General features: G+C 71.6%; 11 protein-coding genes. 7 read left to right on the top strand and 4 right to left on the bottom strand.

From position 1 onward, the window contains the following. The first annotated feature begins 24 nt into the window (after window positions 1–24). On the top strand, window positions 25–774 hold the full coding sequence (locus HHX35_RS01255) for a dienelactone hydrolase family protein (protein ID WP_182897194.1): 750 nt from the start codon (window positions 25–27) through the stop codon (window positions 772–774). Beyond that, a complete protein-coding gene (locus HHX35_RS01250) occupies window positions 771–1,181 on the top strand; it encodes a carboxymuconolactone decarboxylase family protein (RefSeq protein ID WP_182897193.1) in 411 nt (136 codons plus the stop codon). The genes HHX35_RS01255 and HHX35_RS01250 overlap by 4 nt, the downstream gene beginning before the upstream one ends. A 113-nt stretch (window positions 1,182–1,294) precedes the next feature. Here the strand turns inward: HHX35_RS01250 and HHX35_RS01245 are convergent, their stop codons facing one another. Next, window positions 1,295–1,936 carry a TetR/AcrR family transcriptional regulator gene (locus HHX35_RS01245; protein WP_182897192.1) on the bottom strand — a complete coding sequence of 214 codons (642 nt, stop codon included), beginning with the start codon at window positions 1,934–1,936 and terminating at the stop codon, window positions 1,295–1,297. 70 nt (window positions 1,937–2,006) lie between these two features. Between HHX35_RS01245 and HHX35_RS01240 the strand changes: the two genes are divergently transcribed. Then, window positions 2,007–2,900, top strand: coding sequence for an NADP-dependent oxidoreductase (locus HHX35_RS01240; RefSeq protein WP_182897191.1), 894 nt, complete (start codon window positions 2,007–2,009; stop codon window positions 2,898–2,900). Between the two features lie 277 nt (window positions 2,901–3,177). Here the strand turns inward: HHX35_RS01240 and ileS are convergent, their stop codons facing one another. Continuing rightward, window positions 3,178–6,363 carry an isoleucine--tRNA ligase gene (gene ileS, locus HHX35_RS01235; RefSeq protein ID WP_182897190.1) on the bottom strand — a complete coding sequence of 1,062 codons (3,186 nt, stop codon included), beginning with the start codon at window positions 6,361–6,363 and terminating at the stop codon, window positions 3,178–3,180. 703 nt (window positions 6,364–7,066) lie between these two features. Between ileS and HHX35_RS01230 the strand changes: the two genes are divergently transcribed. From HHX35_RS01230 to HHX35_RS01220, 3 genes are read left to right on the top strand one after another with little or no spacing between them, the layout of a single operon-like run. Beyond that, window positions 7,067–7,462: a TraR/DksA C4-type zinc finger protein gene (locus HHX35_RS01230; RefSeq protein ID WP_139574410.1), complete on the top strand. Its 396-nt coding sequence runs from the start codon at window positions 7,067–7,069 to the stop codon at window positions 7,460–7,462. Further along, window positions 7,426–8,079, top strand: a complete 654-nt coding sequence (gene lspA, locus HHX35_RS01225) for a signal peptidase II (protein WP_310738834.1) — start codon at window positions 7,426–7,428, stop codon at window positions 8,077–8,079. The genes HHX35_RS01230 and lspA overlap by 37 nt, the downstream gene beginning before the upstream one ends. Beyond that, complete coding sequence (locus tag HHX35_RS01220) at window positions 8,072–9,001, top strand: RluA family pseudouridine synthase (protein ID WP_182897188.1); 930 nt, start codon at window positions 8,072–8,074, stop codon at window positions 8,999–9,001. Before lspA ends, HHX35_RS01220 begins: the two co-directional genes overlap by 8 nt. Window positions 9,002–9,148: 147 nt before the next feature. Here HHX35_RS01220 and HHX35_RS01215 read toward each other — a convergent pair whose 3' ends face one another. Both HHX35_RS01215 and HHX35_RS01210 read right to left on the bottom strand, forming a co-directional pair. Then, window positions 9,149–10,726: a serine/threonine-protein kinase gene (locus HHX35_RS01215; protein ID WP_182897187.1), complete on the bottom strand. Its 1,578-nt coding sequence runs from the start codon at window positions 10,724–10,726 to the stop codon at window positions 9,149–9,151. A gap of 96 nt (window positions 10,727–10,822) precedes the next feature. After that, entirely contained in the window at window positions 10,823–12,826 is a 2,004-nt protein-coding gene (locus HHX35_RS01210; protein ID WP_182897186.1) for a serine/threonine-protein kinase, read from the bottom strand. Window positions 12,827–13,187: 361 nt separating this feature from the next. On the opposite strand from HHX35_RS01210, the gene HHX35_RS01205 reads away from it, so the two are divergent. Next, a complete protein-coding gene (locus HHX35_RS01205; RefSeq protein WP_220504878.1) occupies window positions 13,188–16,031 on the top strand; it encodes a M14 family zinc carboxypeptidase in 2,844 nt (947 codons plus the stop codon). Window positions 16,032–16,065 lie beyond the last annotated feature (34 nt).

The following is a 16,065-nucleotide window of genomic DNA, read 5'->3' as shown; positions in this document are numbered from 1 at the left end:
TCACCGGACGAAGAGGAGACCACGATGTGCCACGACATCGACAGCAGACCGCCCGCCGCCCCCGTCGTCACCGGAGGGGTGGCAGAACACGGGCCACTGAAGATCGGCACCGTCGACGGCAACAGGTTCCGCGCCTACCGGGCCGCCCCGGCCGTGCCGAACGGCCGCAGCGTGCTGCTGCTACCCGACCTTCGCGGGCTGCACCCGTTCTACGAGAGCCTGGCGCGGCGGTTCGCCGAGGCGGGCTTCCACACCCTGGTCATGGACTACTACGGGCGCAGCGCCGGCACCGGCGACCGGGAGGACTCGTTCGACGGGTGGGCCCACCTCGCCCTGCTGGAACCGCTTCACGTCGAGACCGACGCCGCGGCCGCCGTCGAGGCGATCCGCGCCTGGCATCCCGGCCCGCTGTTCAGCGTCGGCTTCTGCCTCGGCGGTGGCTACTCCTGGCGGCTCGGCGCCGCCGGGCTCGGCCTCGCCGGCGCCATCGGCTTCTACGGTCCGCCCCGCTTCCTCGGCGACCGTACGACCGAGCCGTCCGTGCCGCTGCTCATGCTGCTCGCCGGGGCCGACGTGGCAACCACTCCGGAGGAGTACGCCGCACTGACCGCCGCCTTCGACCGGGCCGGAAAGGAATACGAGGCGCACGTGTACGACGGCGCTCCGCACTCGTTCTTCGACGACTCCTACAACCAGTGGCAGGAGGCCTGCGCCGACGCCTGGCACCGCATCCTCGGCTTCACCGCCCGCCACGGCGTGGAGGCCGCCGCGTGACCGGGCGCTACAAACGCGGCGTCGCCCGCCAGACCGAGCTCGGCGCCACCCGCACCGAGGCGTACGACGCCCTCGCCGACATCGCCCCGGACCTGTCGCGGCTGGCGGTCGAGTTCGCCTACGGGGACGTCCACGCCCGCCCCGGGCTCGACGCCGCCCGGCGGGAGCTGGTCGTCATCGGTGCGCTGATCACCCTCGGCGGGGTCGAGCCCCAGCTCCGGGCACATCTGGAAACGGCACTCAACGCGGGCCTGCGGCCCGGCGAACTGGTCGAGGCGATCATGCAAGCGCTTCCGTACGCGGGCTTCCCGCGCGTCTTCGGCGCGATGACACTGGCCCGGCAGGTCCTGGACGCCCGCGGACTGCTCCCCGTCAGACCGGCCGGGACAGACGCGATCGGTCCATGACGGTGAAGACACGGCTTCCCGGTAAGGCCGAGGATCACTGAACCGGCACCGGTGAGTGCTCCACCTCGTGGGATGGTCGCTGTACCTGTGCCACGTCGACAGAAACCACGCGTTCAGCGACTCGTGACAGCGCGGCCGGCCCCTGCCTTGCCTGGAGGAACAGTGCCTCGCGCACCTCCGGAAGGGCAGGTGACCTCCCAGGCCGCCTCGATCATGTGGAAGATCTCGTCCACCGCGGCCTCGGGATCGGCCGCCTCACGAGCCAGCGAATAGGCGTCGATCACGAACCTCGCGATCGTCCGGCAGGCCGTTGTGGTCTCTGGCAGGTCGAGATCGGCGGCGATGGCCCTAGCCAGCGACTCCGCATGGCGCAGCCTCATCGACTCCTCGTACTCCCGCAGGGCGGGCGATTCGTCGACCATGCGCCAGATCGGGGCGGCGCTGTCGGCCGTGCAATGCCGCACCAGGGCCTGGATCTCGCGGCGCAGCGCAGGGATGAGCGGCTCGTGCGGGGCCCGGCAGGCGACCGCCTGCGTGAGGCGTTGCTCGAAGTCTCCGTCCTGCTCGAACACCAGGGCCTCTTTCGAGGCGAAGTGGGAGAAGAGCGTGGTGACGGCCACGTCGGCCTCGGCGGCCACGTCACGGATGCCCACCGCGTCATACCCGCGTTCCAGGAAGAGCCGCAGGGCGGTATCGGCGATCTTCTGGCGGGTCGCGGCCTTCTTGCGCTCACGGCGTCCGGGCGGGACGGTCATGTCCTGATGCTAGCAGATACAAAAGCAGAACGGTTTTTAAATGCTAACGGTTAGTGCTACGGTCGGCCGCATGAAGAAAGTGAGCTTCGCCGAGTTCGGCGGTCCGGACGTTCTGCGACTGGTCGACGCCGAGGAGCCCCACGCGGGCCCCGGCCAGGTACGCATCGCCGTGCGGGCGGCGGGTGTGAACCCCGTCGACTGGAGGGTCCGCGAAGGTCAGTTCCAGAAGGTCCATCCGATCGAGTTGCCCGCCGGAGTCGGGCTGGACGCCTCCGGGGTGGTGGACGAGGTCGGCGAGGGCGTCGAAGGGGTCGAAATCGGCGACCACGTGTTCGGCGAAGGTTCGAGCACCTATGCCGAGTTCGCCGTGCTGTCGGCCTGGGCCCCCATGCCCGAGGGGCTGACGTTCGAAGAGGCGGCCGGGTACCCCTCCGTGGTGGAGACCGCGCTGCGCATCATCCGCCAGGTCGGTGTGCGGCCCGGGCAGACGCTGCTGGTCAGCGGTGCGTCCGGGGGAGTCGGATCGGCGGTGCTGCAGATCGCCCGCGACCGCGGCATTGTGGTGATCGGCACGGCTGGGGCCGCGAACCAAGACTATCTGCGCAGCCTGGGTGCCATCGCGACGACGTACGGCGAGGGCTGGGTCGAGCGGGTGCGGCAGCTCGGCCATGTCGACGCGGCTCTCGATCTGGCCGGCTCGGGCGTGATCCGCGAGCTCGTCGAGCTGACCGGGGATCCACAGAAGGTGATCTCCATCGCCGATCTCGGTGCGCCGGAGCTCGGTGTCCGATTCTCCGGCGTGGCCGGGAGCATGCCGGAAGCGCTCGCCGAGGCCGTCGGCCTCATCTCTCGAGGAAAGCTCCACATCCCGGTCGAGAAGTCGTACACGCTCGCCGAGGCCGTGGCGGCGCATATCGACAGCCAAGCCGGTCACACGCGCGGGCGCCGGGTCGTTGTCGTTTGAGCCGTTTCCTGCGCAGTCGCACGGCCCGGCATGCTGAGTTCCTCGGCGGTGGTGGACGTGCTTCCCGTCGCCGAGTCCGCCGGGCAGGGGTGGCCGCTGGTCTTCGGGCTGGTGCTCGCGGCATGCGGTCCACGCGATGACCAAGTGGTCGGGCTGCCCGATCGGGGCAGATGGAGGCCTTGCGCGGCCCGCGTCCTGCCACCTCCGATGACGGAGGCGTGCGGGCGATCCACACGCCGATGGGGCCGGTCGGCGACCGGCCCCATCGGCTGCGGGATCAGGCCTTGCGGAGGCGGAAGGACAGGCCGAGGTCGGCGTCCTCGTGGACCGGCAGGTCCTCGTCAGGGACGCCTTCGGTGAGGCTCGCCGCCAGCACCTCGTCGGCGACGGCGTCGCCGCCCTCGCACAGCGCCTCGGCCAGCTCACCGTCGGCCGACCACCACAGGTGGATGCGGTCGGTGATGGACAGGCCGGTGGACTTGCGGGCCTCCTGGACGAGCCGGATCACGTCGCGGACCAGGCCGGCCCGGCGCAGTTCGTCGGTGATCGCCAGGTCCAGCGCCACGGTCTCGCCGGTGCCGGTGTCCACCGCGCCGGTCTCCACGGCCCAGCCCGACTTCGGCTGCTCGGTCACGATCACGTCGTCCGCGCCCAGCTCCACCGTGCCCAGCTCGGCGGCCTCGACCGTCGCGGAGCCGCCCGAGCGCAGGGCCCGGGCCAGCTCCGCCGCGTCGGCGCCCGACACGGCCGCGGCGACGAGCTTGGTCTGCGACCCGAACCGCTTGCCGAGGCTGCGGAAGTTGGGCTTGACCGTGAACGTCACCAGGTCGGCGGAGAACCCGGAGAGGTCCTCCAGCCGCTGGACGTTGAGCTCGTCGGCGATCAGGTCGCGCAGCTCGCCGGGGAGCGCGGCCCAGCCGGGGGCGCCGACCAGGGCCCGGCCGAGCGGCTGGCGGGTCTTGACCGACGACGAGGCGCGGGCCGACCGGCCCAGTTCGACCAGGCGGCGCACCAGCGCCATCCGCTCCGACAGCTCGGGGTCGAGCAGCGCCGCGTTCACCTCCGGCCAGGTGGCCAGATGCACCGAGGCCGGGGCGTCCGGGTCGCGCAGCACGTCCCACAGATAGTCGGTGAGGAACGGCACGAGCGGGGCCATGAGCCGGGTGACGGTCTCCAGGCACTCGTACAGCGTCGCGAAGGCCGACGCCTCGCCGGACCAGAAGCGGCGGCGCGAGCGGCGGACGTACCAGTTGGACAGATCGTCCAGGAACTCGGTGAGCCGTCGCCCGGCCCGGGCGGTGTCGAACTCCTCCATCGACGCGGTGACCTCGGCCACCGTGCGGTGCAGCTCCGCCAGCGCCCACCGGTCGATCAGCGGCCGCTCCGCGTACGCCGGGGCCTCGGCCGTCCGGGCCGGGGACCACGACTCGGCGTTGGCGTAGAGCGCGAAGAACGACGCGGTGTTCCAGTAGGTCAGCAGGACCTTGCGGACGATCTCCTCCAGCGCGGCGTGGCCGATCCGCCGGGGCGCCCAGGGGGACCCGGAGGTGGCCATGTACCAGCGCAGGGCGTCGGCGCCGTGCTGGTCCATGAGCGGCATGGGCCGCAACACGTTGCCCAGGTGCTTGCTCATCTTGCGGCCGTCCTCGGCGAGGATCAGGCCGAGGCAGAGCACGTTCTCGTACGACGACCGGCCGAACACCAGCGTGCCGACGGTCATCATCGAGTAGAACCAGCCGCGAGTCTGGTCGATCGCCTCGCAGATGAACTGGCCGGGGAAGGCGTTCTCGAAGACGTCCTTGTTGACCAGCGGCGCGCCCCACTGGGCGAACGGCATGGCGCCCGAGTCGTACCAGACGTCGATCACGTCGGGCACCCGCCGTGCCTCTGCCCGGCACGGTGCCCCTGACGCGTCTCCGACACGATGCTGACAGGGGAACGTGACGTCGTCGACGAACGGGCGGTGCGGGTCGAACCCGGTCAGGTCGCGGCCCGCCAGCTCGCCCAGCTCCTGCAGCGAGCCGACGCAGGTGACGTGCTCCTCGTCCTGCGAGCAGACCCACAGCGGCAGCGGCGTGCCCCAGTAGCGGGACCGCGACAGCGCCCAGTCGACGTTGTTGCGCAGCCACTCGCCGTACCGGCCGTGCTTGATCGTCTCAGGGAACCAGTTGGTGCGCTCGTTCTCGGCGAGGAGCCGGTCCTTGATCGCGGTGGTCCTGATGTACCAGGACGGGAGCGCGTAGTAGAGCAGCGGGGTGTGGCAGCGCCAGCAGTGCGGGTAGCTGTGCTCGAAGTGCTCACCGCGGAACAGCAGCCCGCGCTCGCGCAGGTTCTCCGTCAGCGGCTCGTCGGCGTCCTTGAAGAACAGGCCGCCCACGAACGGCACGTCCGGCAGGAAGCGCCCGTCCGGGCCGATCGGATTCACCACCGGAAGGCCGTAGCGCTTGCAGACGGTCATGTCGTCGGCGCCGAAGGCGGGGGCCTGGTGGACCAGGCCGGTGCCGTCCTCGACCGTGACGTACGTGCCGAGCACGACGTAGTGGGCGCCCTCGATGTCGACCAGGTCGAAGGGGCGCCGGTAGGCGGTGCGCTCCAGCTCGGAGCCCTGGTAGGTGGCCAGCACCTCGGCGTCCTCGCCGAGGACCCGCCGCAGCAGCGGCTCGGCCACCACGAGCACCTCGTCGCCGCGCCGGGCCGCGACGTACGTCACGTCGGGGTGCACGGCCACCGCCGTGTTGGACACCAGGGTCCAGGGAGTGGTGGTCCAGATCAGCAGCGAGGCGTCCATCTCGGCCAGGGGGCCGGAGACGACGGGCATCCGCACGTACACCGACGGGCTGGAGACGGTCTCGTAGCCGCCGGGCTGGCCGAGCTCGTGGTCCGACAGCCCGGTGCCGCAGCGGGGGCAGTACGGCGTGATCCGGTGGTCGCGGAACAGCAGGCCCTTGTCCCAGACGACCTTGAGCGACCACCACACGGCCTCGACGTACTGGGGGTCCATGGTGCGGTAGGCCTGGGACATGTCGACCCAGTAGCCCATCCGCTCGGTCATCTCCTCGAACGCGTCGACGTTCCGCAGCACCGACTCGCGGCAGCGCGCGTTGAACTCGGCGATGCCGTACGACTCGATCTCGGGCTTGCCGGAGAGGCCGAGTTCCTTCTCGACGGCGACCTCGACGGGCAGGCCGTGGCAGTCCCAGCCGGCCTTGCGGGGCACGTGGTAGCCGCGCATCGACTTGTAGCGGGGGAAGACGTCCTTGAAGACGCGGGCCTCGACATGGTGCACCCCGGGCATGCCGTTGGCCGTGGGCGGGCCCTCGAAGAACACCCAGGAGGGGCCGTCGGCGTTCTGCTGCAGCGAGCGCTCGAAGACCTTCCCGTCCCGCCAGCGTTCGAGGACCTCGTGTTCGAGGGCCGGCAGGTCGACCTGCGCGGGAAGTGAGCGGAAATATTGGGAAGACATCGTCGGGCGGGACCTCCACGCGGTGGCTGTGACAGCGCTGCTGACATGGCGTGAAGGGACGAAGCCGGAGACGGCTCCGCGGTACCACCCTTCTTGACGCCCGGCCGGTGCCGGACGCCCTCTCGTTTTGCTCTCCGCTGCCGGTTCTACTCGGCCGGGACGGCCTTTCTTCCGGCGGCTCCGGGGTGATCTTTCCCTTCGCGGCCCGCCCCGGGCTCACACCGTCCCCGGGTCGCTGAGCGGGCGGATGCGGAGGTACTCGTCCCCATCAACGCCTTGCAGACTAAGACGATAACGCAACCCGGCCGGAAGGGCTTCCCGATATGCGGGTGACGTCCCGGGTGAGACCAGGCTCGTCGCGGGAATACGTGGGAGGAACACGCGGAGACCCCGCGATTGTTGTGAGGGTGTGCGGGTGGCCACCGGCGGCCGGTGGAAGGGCGACGGAGGCGGCCCCGCGGGCCGTCGCCTCGGGATCCGGGGCATGGGTCCCGGTGGCACCGTCCGCGACAAAGTGATCGAAATAGAGGGCGACGAGGAGGAGCTGGCCGAATGCGCCACTCGGTTACGGGTGGGGTAAAAGCCTCAGCGAGTCCGTTGCCGATCCGTTATCGGCGGCTTATTCTGCCCGGACCGGCTCGAATCACACCCGCTCGAAGGGCGTCCGGGGCTCGAAGGGTTCTGGGCGAAGGGGAGGCCCGCAATGACGACGCGCACGGCGAGAACCGCCATCAGTGACGACGTCTGGTCCGACGAGGAGCTCGCCGAGGTCCGTGAGCGGCTGCGGCACGAGATCGAGGAGTTGCGCGCCGACATCGCCCGGGCAGAGGAACAGCTCGCGTCCGGAGACGTGAGCCAGGGCGCGGGGGACGATCCGGCGGACGCCGGGGCCAAGACGTATGAGCGTGAGCGTGAGATCGCCCTTACCCTGAATGCGCGCGACCTGCTCGCGCAGAACGAGCGGGCGATCGCCCGCGTCGAGGCAGGGACTTACGGAGAGTGCGAATCGTGCCACAAGCCGATCGGCAAGGAACGCCTGCGGGCATTCCCGAGGGCGACGCTGTGCGTAGCGTGCAAGCAGCGGGAGGAACGCCGCTGAGCGGCGAACCGGCGCGGCCCAACCGGGCGCGGAGGATCGCTGTCCTCGTCGCCGTGGCCGCGGTCGTGTACGCGCTCGACCAGGTCAGCAAGTTCCTCGTCGTGGAGTTCCTGGAGCACGAGCAGCCTCTCACCGTCGTGCCCGGCGCGCTGGTGCTGACCGTGATCCGCAACGCCGGCGCCGCCTTCAGCATCGGCACCGGCATGACGATCGTGTTCACGGTGATCGCGCTGGCCGTCGTCGTCGCGATCGTGCGTACGGCGCGGAAGCTGCACAGCCTGCCCTGGGCGATCACGCTCGGCCTGCTGCTGGGCGGGGCGGTCGGCAACCTGACCGACCGCATCTTCCGGTGGCCGGCCCCGTTCCAGGGGCATGTGGTCGACTTCATCCAGGTGTTCCCGGTCACCCGGTTCCCGGTGTTCAACCTCGCCGACTCGGGCATCGTGTGCGGCGGCGTGCTCGCCGTGTTCCTCGCCTGGCGCGGTTACCAGATCGACGGCACCCGCCAGACGGACGAGCCCGTCGAGGACCACGCGCAGGACCACACGCGGGACCACGCGGAGGGCGAGGCGGGCAAGCAGGCCGGCGAGCCGGCGGGGGAGCGGGCCGATGGGTGACCAGCGCAGCCTGCCCGTGCCGGACGGCCTGGAAGGCGAGCGCCTCGACGCCGCCCTGGCCCGGCTTTTCGGCTTCTCCCGCACCCGCGCGGCCGAACTGATCGCCTCCGGGGACGTGCTGGTCGACGGCGCCGTCCCGGCCAAGTCCGACCGCGTCCACGCCGGCGCCTGGCTGGACGTCACGATCCCGCCGCCGCCCGCCGTGCCGATGCCCGTGGCCGAACCCGTGCCGGGCATGGCGATCCTGTACGAGGACGACGACGTCGTCGTGGTGAGCAAGCCGATCGGTGTGGCGGCGCACCCGACCGTCGGCTGGACCGGCCCCACCGTGATCGGCGGCCTGCTCGGCGGCGGCCATCGGGTTTCCACGAGCGGCGCGGCCGAGCGGCAGGGCATCGTGCACCGGCTCGACGCCAACACCACCGGCGTCATGGTCGTCGCCAAGAGCGAGCGGGCCTACTCGCACCTCAAGCGGGCGTTCAAGGAACGCACGGTCGACAAGCGCTACCACGCGCTCGTCCAGGGGCACATGGACCCGCTGCGGGGCACCGTGGACGCCCCGATCGACCGGCATCCGTCCGGCGACGGGCGCTTCGCGGTGGTGGCCGGCGGCAAGGACTCGGTCACGCACTACGACACGATCGAGGCGTTCCGGGCGGCGTCGCTGCTCGACATCAAGCTGGAGACCGGAAGGACCCACCAGATCCGGGTCCACATGGCCGCGCTCAGGCACCCGTGCGTGGGCGACCTGCTGTACGGCGCCGACCCCACCCTCGCCGCCCGCCTCGGAGTGGGCCGGCAGTGGCTGCACGCGGTCTCGCTGTCGTTCGAGCACCCGGCGACGGGGGAGTGGATGACCTTCACCAGCGACTACCCCGCGGACCTGGCCAACGCGCTGGAGATCCTCGCGGACGAGGGCTGACGCCGCGCTCCGGGCATCCCGTCCATTGCCCGCCCGATGGCAGCCCCGCGGCGCTTCGCGCTTCGTGACGGCGCGGTCAGGCGGTGACGGCGCGGTCAGGCGGTGACGGCGCGGTCGGGCGGTACGGACGCCGGCGCCGGCGGGAGCTCAGGCATCCGAGTCGTTTTCCGGCTGGGTGTAGCCGTCGGGGATGTCACCGGTGTCGTCCGTGGCGGCCTCCTGGCCCTCGCCTTTTCCCTGGCCCCCACCCTCGCCCTGGGACGGCTTGGCGCTTCCGCCGCCGTTCCCGGGCTTGGACGTGGGGGACGTCCCCTTGCCGGATTCCTTGCCTGCCTGCTTCCCGGGGGGAGATCCCTTGGATGCGGCCCCGGTGGGCTTGTCCTTGGGCTTTCCCCTGCCGGGCTTCTCGGGTGACCTCCCGGCGGACCTGTCGGCGGGCCCACCGCGTTCCTCCGTACGGTGCCCGCCGGCCGCGCCGCTCCCGGTGTTCGCCACCGGCTGGGTGTCCGTCCTGCCCGCCTCGCGGCTCTCTGTCCGCTTTCCGGTCTTGGGGGCCTCGGCGGTCCTGGTCGCGAAGACCGTCACCGTGGGCGTGCTCACCACGGCGGTCCCCCTCGGGTCGGCAGGAAGCCTGGCGGTGGTGAACGCGACGGCACCGGCCGCCAGCCCGACGAACGCGACGAGTGCCCCGGAGCCCGCCGCCAGCGCCCAGGGCCTGCGGCGTCGGCCCACCGGTACGGGCGCGGGCACCGGGACCGGCGTCGGGGTGCCCTCGCCGAGGGGCACGGGCGCGGACACGGGCACGGACACGGACGCCGAGGGCGTGGTGTCGAAGATGGGCATCAGCCGGGCGAGCCGGGGCGGCTGCCGCGGACGCGGCACGACCGGGTCGGTCACCTGGCCGGTGGCCACGGCGTGCAGGTGCTGCGCCGCGTAGTCCGTGGTCATCCTGCGGGCCGGATCCTTGATCAGCAGGCCCTCGATCACCGGTGCCAGCGGCCCGGCGTTGTGCATCGGGCCCGCCTCCTCGTACATGACGGCGGCCAGCGTCGCCAGCGCGTGCCCACGGTGGAACGGCGAGCGTCCCTCGACGGCCATGAACAGCGTCACTCCGAGCGACCACAGGTCCGACGCCCGCTGTGCCTGCTGTCCCGCCGCCCGCTCCGGTGCGATGAACGCCGGGGTGCCGATCAGCATGCCGGTGCGGGTGACCGGCGAGTCGTCCTCCATCGCGGCGATGCCGAAGTCCGTCAGCACGACCCGGCCGTCGTCGGCGAGCAGCACGTTGTCGGGTTTGACGTCCCGGTGCAGCACCCCGTTCACGTGGGCGACGCGCAGTGCGGCCAGCACCTGGGACCCGATCTCCGCCACTCGCCGCGGCGGCAGGGGGCCCTCCTCGCGGATGACCGATCCCAGCGTCCGGGACGGGATCAGTTCGAGGACGATCCAGGGGTAGCCGTTCTCCTCGAAGGCGTCGTACACTGCCGCCACGCTCGGATGGCTCAACCGCCCGGCCGCCCTGGCCTCGCGGAAGGTCCTGATGGTGAAGACCTCCCGCTCCGGACCGGTGAGCTCGGCCGACGCGAGCAGCTCCTTGACGGCGACCTCTCGTTCGAGCACCTGGTCGACGGCCCGCCACACGGTGCCCATGCCGCCCCGCCCCAGCGGCTCGATCAGGCGATAGCGTCCTGCCACGACACGTTCGGAGGTCTGCGCTTCAGCCATGGTTGTCGCGCTACCCCTCTTGGGCGAACGCATGCGACATCGTTACTCTTCTGGGGCGAAATCCCCCTTGACCTGCGGATCTTCACCAAATCGTTATTACGGCTGGAAGGTGCGCGCGAAGGCGTTGAAGTAGGACAAACCGGATGTCCATCGGGAGTCGGCGACCTGCCAGTAGAGGGCGACGCAGCGGCCGTCGTCGAGCCTGAAGGCGCGGTCGAGCACCCGCACCTTGCCGGCGTCGGTCGTGTGGGTGAACTCCCAGTCCGCGGCGGGAACACCGAGGTATTTCCGGTACGTCAGGCCGATGCGCTCGTAGCCGCGCAGGTAGCCCTTCTTGGTCGAGGCCGCCTCGACCGTGCGCAGGGCGGCCACCGGGTCCGTGGTCTCCCAGGGGGTGAAGTCGACCTGCAGGTAGTCCCGCCCGCTCGGGCCGTGGAAGCGTACGCGGGTGGCCTCTCTCTGGAACGGGACCCAGCCGCCGGGCAGGGCGATCGAGAAGCCCAGCGGGTCGCGGTGGGTCTTCCACCCCTTCGGCAGCGTGGCCGCCGTCGGCGTGGGGCGTTCCGGCGACGGCTCCTCCGAGGGCTCCTCTGTCGGCTCCTCCGTCGGCTCCTTCGACGGGGGCGCGGACGGCTCGCCGGAGGCGCTCTGACCGGTGTTCCCCGAGGTGGGATCGGTCCCCGTGGGCGTGAGGTCCTCGGCGACGGTTCCGTTGCCGGCCAGTGTGCGGTAGCCGTACCAGCCGCCCGCGACGACGGCCACGAGCAGCAGCGGTAACAGGACGAACAGGGTCACCTTGGGAGCGGAGCCGCGCCCCGGAGGGCGCGCACCCGGTGCGGGGTACGCGCCGGGGTGGCTTCCCGGTGGGACGGCGGGTCCGCCGGGACCCGCGTGGCCCGTCTGGACCCCTTGGCCGCCCGGACTCGTGGGGTAGCCCGCCATGCCCGCGCCGCCGCCAGGGCCGGTCGGCCCCGGGTGACCGGCGGCCCCGGGCCAGGAGGCGGAGCCGCCGGACTGGTGCGGGCCGCCGTATGACTGGTGGGCACCGTACGACTGGTGGGCGCCGTACGGCTGCGGCGGGCCGGCCGGGCTCTGGTGCCAGGATCCGGGCTGCCCCGGCTGCTCCGGTTGCCCCGGGACGGACGGGCCGCTGTCCATGCCGTTCCAGCCGGAGGGGGTCGGCGGCCACGGGCCGGCGGGCGGCTGCGACGGCCCGGACGGGGTGGCGCTCCACGAGCCGGGCTCGGGCCGGTTGTTCAGGAGATCGGACGCGGCGGCGTGTCCCGGGCCGGCCGCGATGGCGGCGTTGAGCAGGGCGGCGGCCTCGGCCGCGCCGATGCGCCGGGCCGGGTCCTTGCACAGCAGGCCTTCGAGCACCGGCGTCAGGGCGCCCGCCCGCTGGGGCGGGGCCGGGTCGTCGTGCAGGATGGCCGCCATCGTGGCCACGGGGGAGTTGCGGTCGAACGGGGTCCTGCCCTCGACCGCGGCGTACAGCGTCGCGCCGAGCGACCACAGGTCGGACTCCGGGGTCGCGGGGTGGCCGTTCAGCCGCTCGGGCGGCATGAACGCGGGGGTGCCGGTGATGCCGCCGGTCATGGTCAGTGCGGCCTCCTCCGGCATCGTCGCGATGCCGAAGTCGGTCAGCACCACCCGGGTCTCCCCGTTGAGCAGCACGTTCTCCGGTTTGACGTCCCGGTGCAGCACTCCCGCGGCGTGCGCGGTGCACAGCGCGTCGAGCACCTGCAGGCCGATCGCGGCGACCCGGCCGGGCGGGAGGGCGCCCTGCTCGCGCAGCACCTGGCCCAGCGACCGCGACTGCACGAGTTGCATCACGATCCAGGGGCGGCCGTCCTCCTCGATCACGTCGTGGACGACGACGACGTTCGGATGGTCGATACGGCCCGCCGCCCGCGCCTCGCGGATGGTGCGCCGGTTGAACGTCTCCCTGTCCTCCTCGGAGGTGGGGTGGTAGAGCACCTCTTTCACGGCCACCGTGCGGTCGAGCAGGTCGTCGTGGGCGCGCCAGACCACGCCCATGCCTCCGCGGCCGATCGGCTCGAGCAGGTGATACCTGCCCGCCACCCGACGCTCCTCGTCCACCCTGTCCTCCTCGAAACCCCCTGAATGGTCCCACAGCCCAGCGCGCGGCCGTCCGTCTTCGATCTCACGACAGCGCGCCGGCGGTGGAACTCGCGCGCCGCGCCGGCGGACTGTGACCGCCGCTGACGCGGGCGAACCCGATGCGCAGTCGTTATCGGACGTTATAAAAGGACGATTCGGTCAGTCGCTCCCACATTGACTTGCGAAAACGCCATTGCTCACAGTTTCCCATTCGGCGTGGTTATGTTTCGCGGCGTCTTGTCCGGTTTATTCCCTTCTAATACTGTCCGCAGTGACTTTGTCGTTTCCCGGACGGGTGCTCCCCCCGAGACATCCCCCCGTCCCCCCGCCTGGAGGCGAGATGCGGTTACGCACGACGTTGTGCGGAAAATCCCCTTACGGCATGGCGCTCGGCGCCGCGATCCTGGTGTCGGCCGCGCTCACGCTGACGCCCGCGTCCCCCGCGCGGGCCGACCCGGCCGACGCCCGCGAAGCGCCCGGACGGTGCAGCACCGACCCGAACGCCCACCTGGGCACGGTGCCGGCCCCCGAGCAGTTCTTCGGCTTCCCGCTGGGCAAGGGACAGCCCCGGGTGCTCACGACCGAAGAGATCGACAAGTACGTGGAAGCCGTGGGAGGCGCCTCGGACCGCGTGGTCACGGGCACCGTGGCGCACAGCGTGACCGGCCAGGACCTGCCGTACGCCATCGTGTCCGACTCCCACAACATGGTCCCCGGGCAGCTCAAGAAGATCGCGGACCGGATCCGCTCGCTGCGCGACCCGAGGTCGCTGCGGGCCGACAAGGCGGCGCGCATCGCCGACGACTCGCCCGCCATCGTCTGGATCGCCGGCAACGTGCACGGCGGCGAGAAGAGCGGCGCCGACGCCGCGCTCAAGACCCTGTACGAGCTGGCGAGCGGCCTGTCCTGCGACGTCGCGAAGCGCAACGACAACCTGGTCACGGTCATCATGCCGACCCAGAACCCGGACGGCCGCGACGCGAGCCGCAGGCAGAACGAGTACGGCTTCGACCTCAACCGGGACTGGTTCGCCCGCACCCAGCCGGAGACCGATGGCAAGATCGAGATGCTGCGCCGCTATCCGGCGCAGGTCTTCGTCGACGCGCACGAGATGGGCGGGCGGCAGTACTTCTTCCCGCCCAACGCCGACCCGATCCACCACGAGATCGCCGACCAGCCGGTGAACTGGATCAACCGGATCGGCGCGGCGAACGCGGCGGGCTTCGGCTACAACGGCGCCTGCGGCGGCGCGGTCACCGCCGAGTGCTACTTCAACTACGCGACGTACGACCTGTTCTACATGGGCTACGGCGACAGCGTCCCGGCCGCGGGCTTCGGCGCCGCCGGGATGACGTTCGAGAAGGGCAGCTCGTCGGCGGTCGAGGACCGGGTGCAGCAGCAGTTCAACACCCAGTGGGCGACGACCGGATGGGCCGCCGACAACAGGCGCGAGGTCCTGAAGGGTTACTACTCGATCTGGCAGACCGCGCTCGCCGAGGGGGCCGCCGGCGCCCTGGAGCCGAACGAGGTCGTGCAGCCGGCGAACACCGTCCGGTTCCCGGTGCCCGAGATCACGATCCGGTCGTACTTCCTGCTGCCCGACCGGCAGATCGGCGACGTGCGCCGGCTGGTCGAGCGGCTGCGCCGCATGGACGTGGAGGTCTACCGGGTGAAAAAGCCCGTGAAGGTGCCCTCCGCGCGGGTCTTCGGCGGCCGGACGGCCAGTGACGTGACGGTCCCCGAGGGGGCCTACTGGATTCCGATGGACCAGCCGCAGAAGCACTGGATCCAGGCGGTCATGGGGGAGGACCCGTACGTCCCGTTCCCCTACTTCTACGACGTCTCCTCGTGGAGCAACCCGCTGCTCGCGGGCGTGAACACCATCTCCACCGGCGACGAGCTGTCGCCGAAGGCCGACCTCGTCAAGGACGTCGACGGCGGTGTGGTCTCCGCCGCGCCCCGGGGCGGGTCGTACTCCTACCCGATGGACTCGGCCGCCGCCTCCGAGCTGACCTTCCGGCTGCTCGGCGCGGGCGTGCCGCTCACGCGCGACGCGCAGACCGGGGTCGTCGGCCTGCCCGCCACGGCGATGAACCGCGGCGAGCTGGACACGCTGGCCCGCTCCCTGGGCGTGACCGTCGAGGGCGGCGGCGCCCCGGCCTCCGGCGCCGCGCTGCGCACGCCCGACGTCGGCCTTTTCGCCGGCACCGGCGTCTCCACCACCTCCGGCTCCTACGGCGAGGCCCGCTACGTGCTCGGCGACCGCTGGGGCCTCGGGCTCACGCCGGTGACCACGGCCGACATCAACGGCGACACCCCGGCCTTCACCGGGCGGACCGTCCTGCTCGTCCCGGACGGCAGCAGCGCGAACGGCGGGCTGACCGCGCAGGGCCTGGCCAACCTCAGGCAGTGGGTGGCCGCGGGCGGCACGTACGTCGGGCTGCGCAACGAGGGCACCCGGGTCGCCAGGGCCGCCGGCCTCACCTCCACGACCGAGAAGGCCAAGCCGACCGGCTACCAGGTCATCGGCTCGCACTTCCGGGTGGACGTGGCCCAGGGCAGTCCGGTGGCCCTCGGCCGCCCGGCGGAGGACTTCCAGTTCAACAACGGCGACCCGATCCTCAACCCCAGCCAGACCGGGGTGAACGTGCTCACCTACCCCTCGGATGACACGTTCTGGTCCAACGGCTACACGGTGGGCGCCGAGGCGCTCAAGGGCACGGCCTCTCTCGTCGACGAGCCGGCCGGCGCGGGACACGCCGTGCTGTTCGCGTACAACCCGCTGTTCAGGGCCTACAACGAGAACGGCATCCACCTCCTCGCCAACGCGCTGCTGTACCCGGCGGGCGCCGCGCAGGCGTCGCCTCAGGCGAAGCAGCGCATCGCTTCGGCACAGCCGGAGACGGAGTCCCTGCGCAGCGCCGCGGCGGCGGCGCAGGAGCCGCCGAACCTCGGCGGGGAGTGGCGGCCGATCGTCATCCAGGTGGCCGACGCCGACCTCGCGCGGACGCGGGCGGTGGTCGAGCGCTACACGGACACGGCGCTGACCGCGTCCGCGGACGGCTCGTCCTACATCACGATCCCGAACCCCGGCGGACTGTCCGCCGACGAGCACCCGTTCGCCCGCGACCTGGTCCGCGACCTCGGCGCGGCGGGCATCCGGCTCCGCTCCGTCGTCGCCTGAGCCCACGCAGGAAACCGGGCCGAGCGGCCGCCCC

Origin of the sequence: Microbispora sp. H10830 (assembly GCF_014161375.1) — a bacterium.
In the GTDB taxonomy this organism is placed as follows: domain Bacteria; phylum Actinomycetota; class Actinomycetes; order Streptosporangiales; family Streptosporangiaceae; genus Microbispora; species Microbispora catharanthi.
The sequence above is the reverse complement of the archived record's forward strand: the minus strand, read 5'-3'. Positions and strand labels throughout refer to the sequence as shown.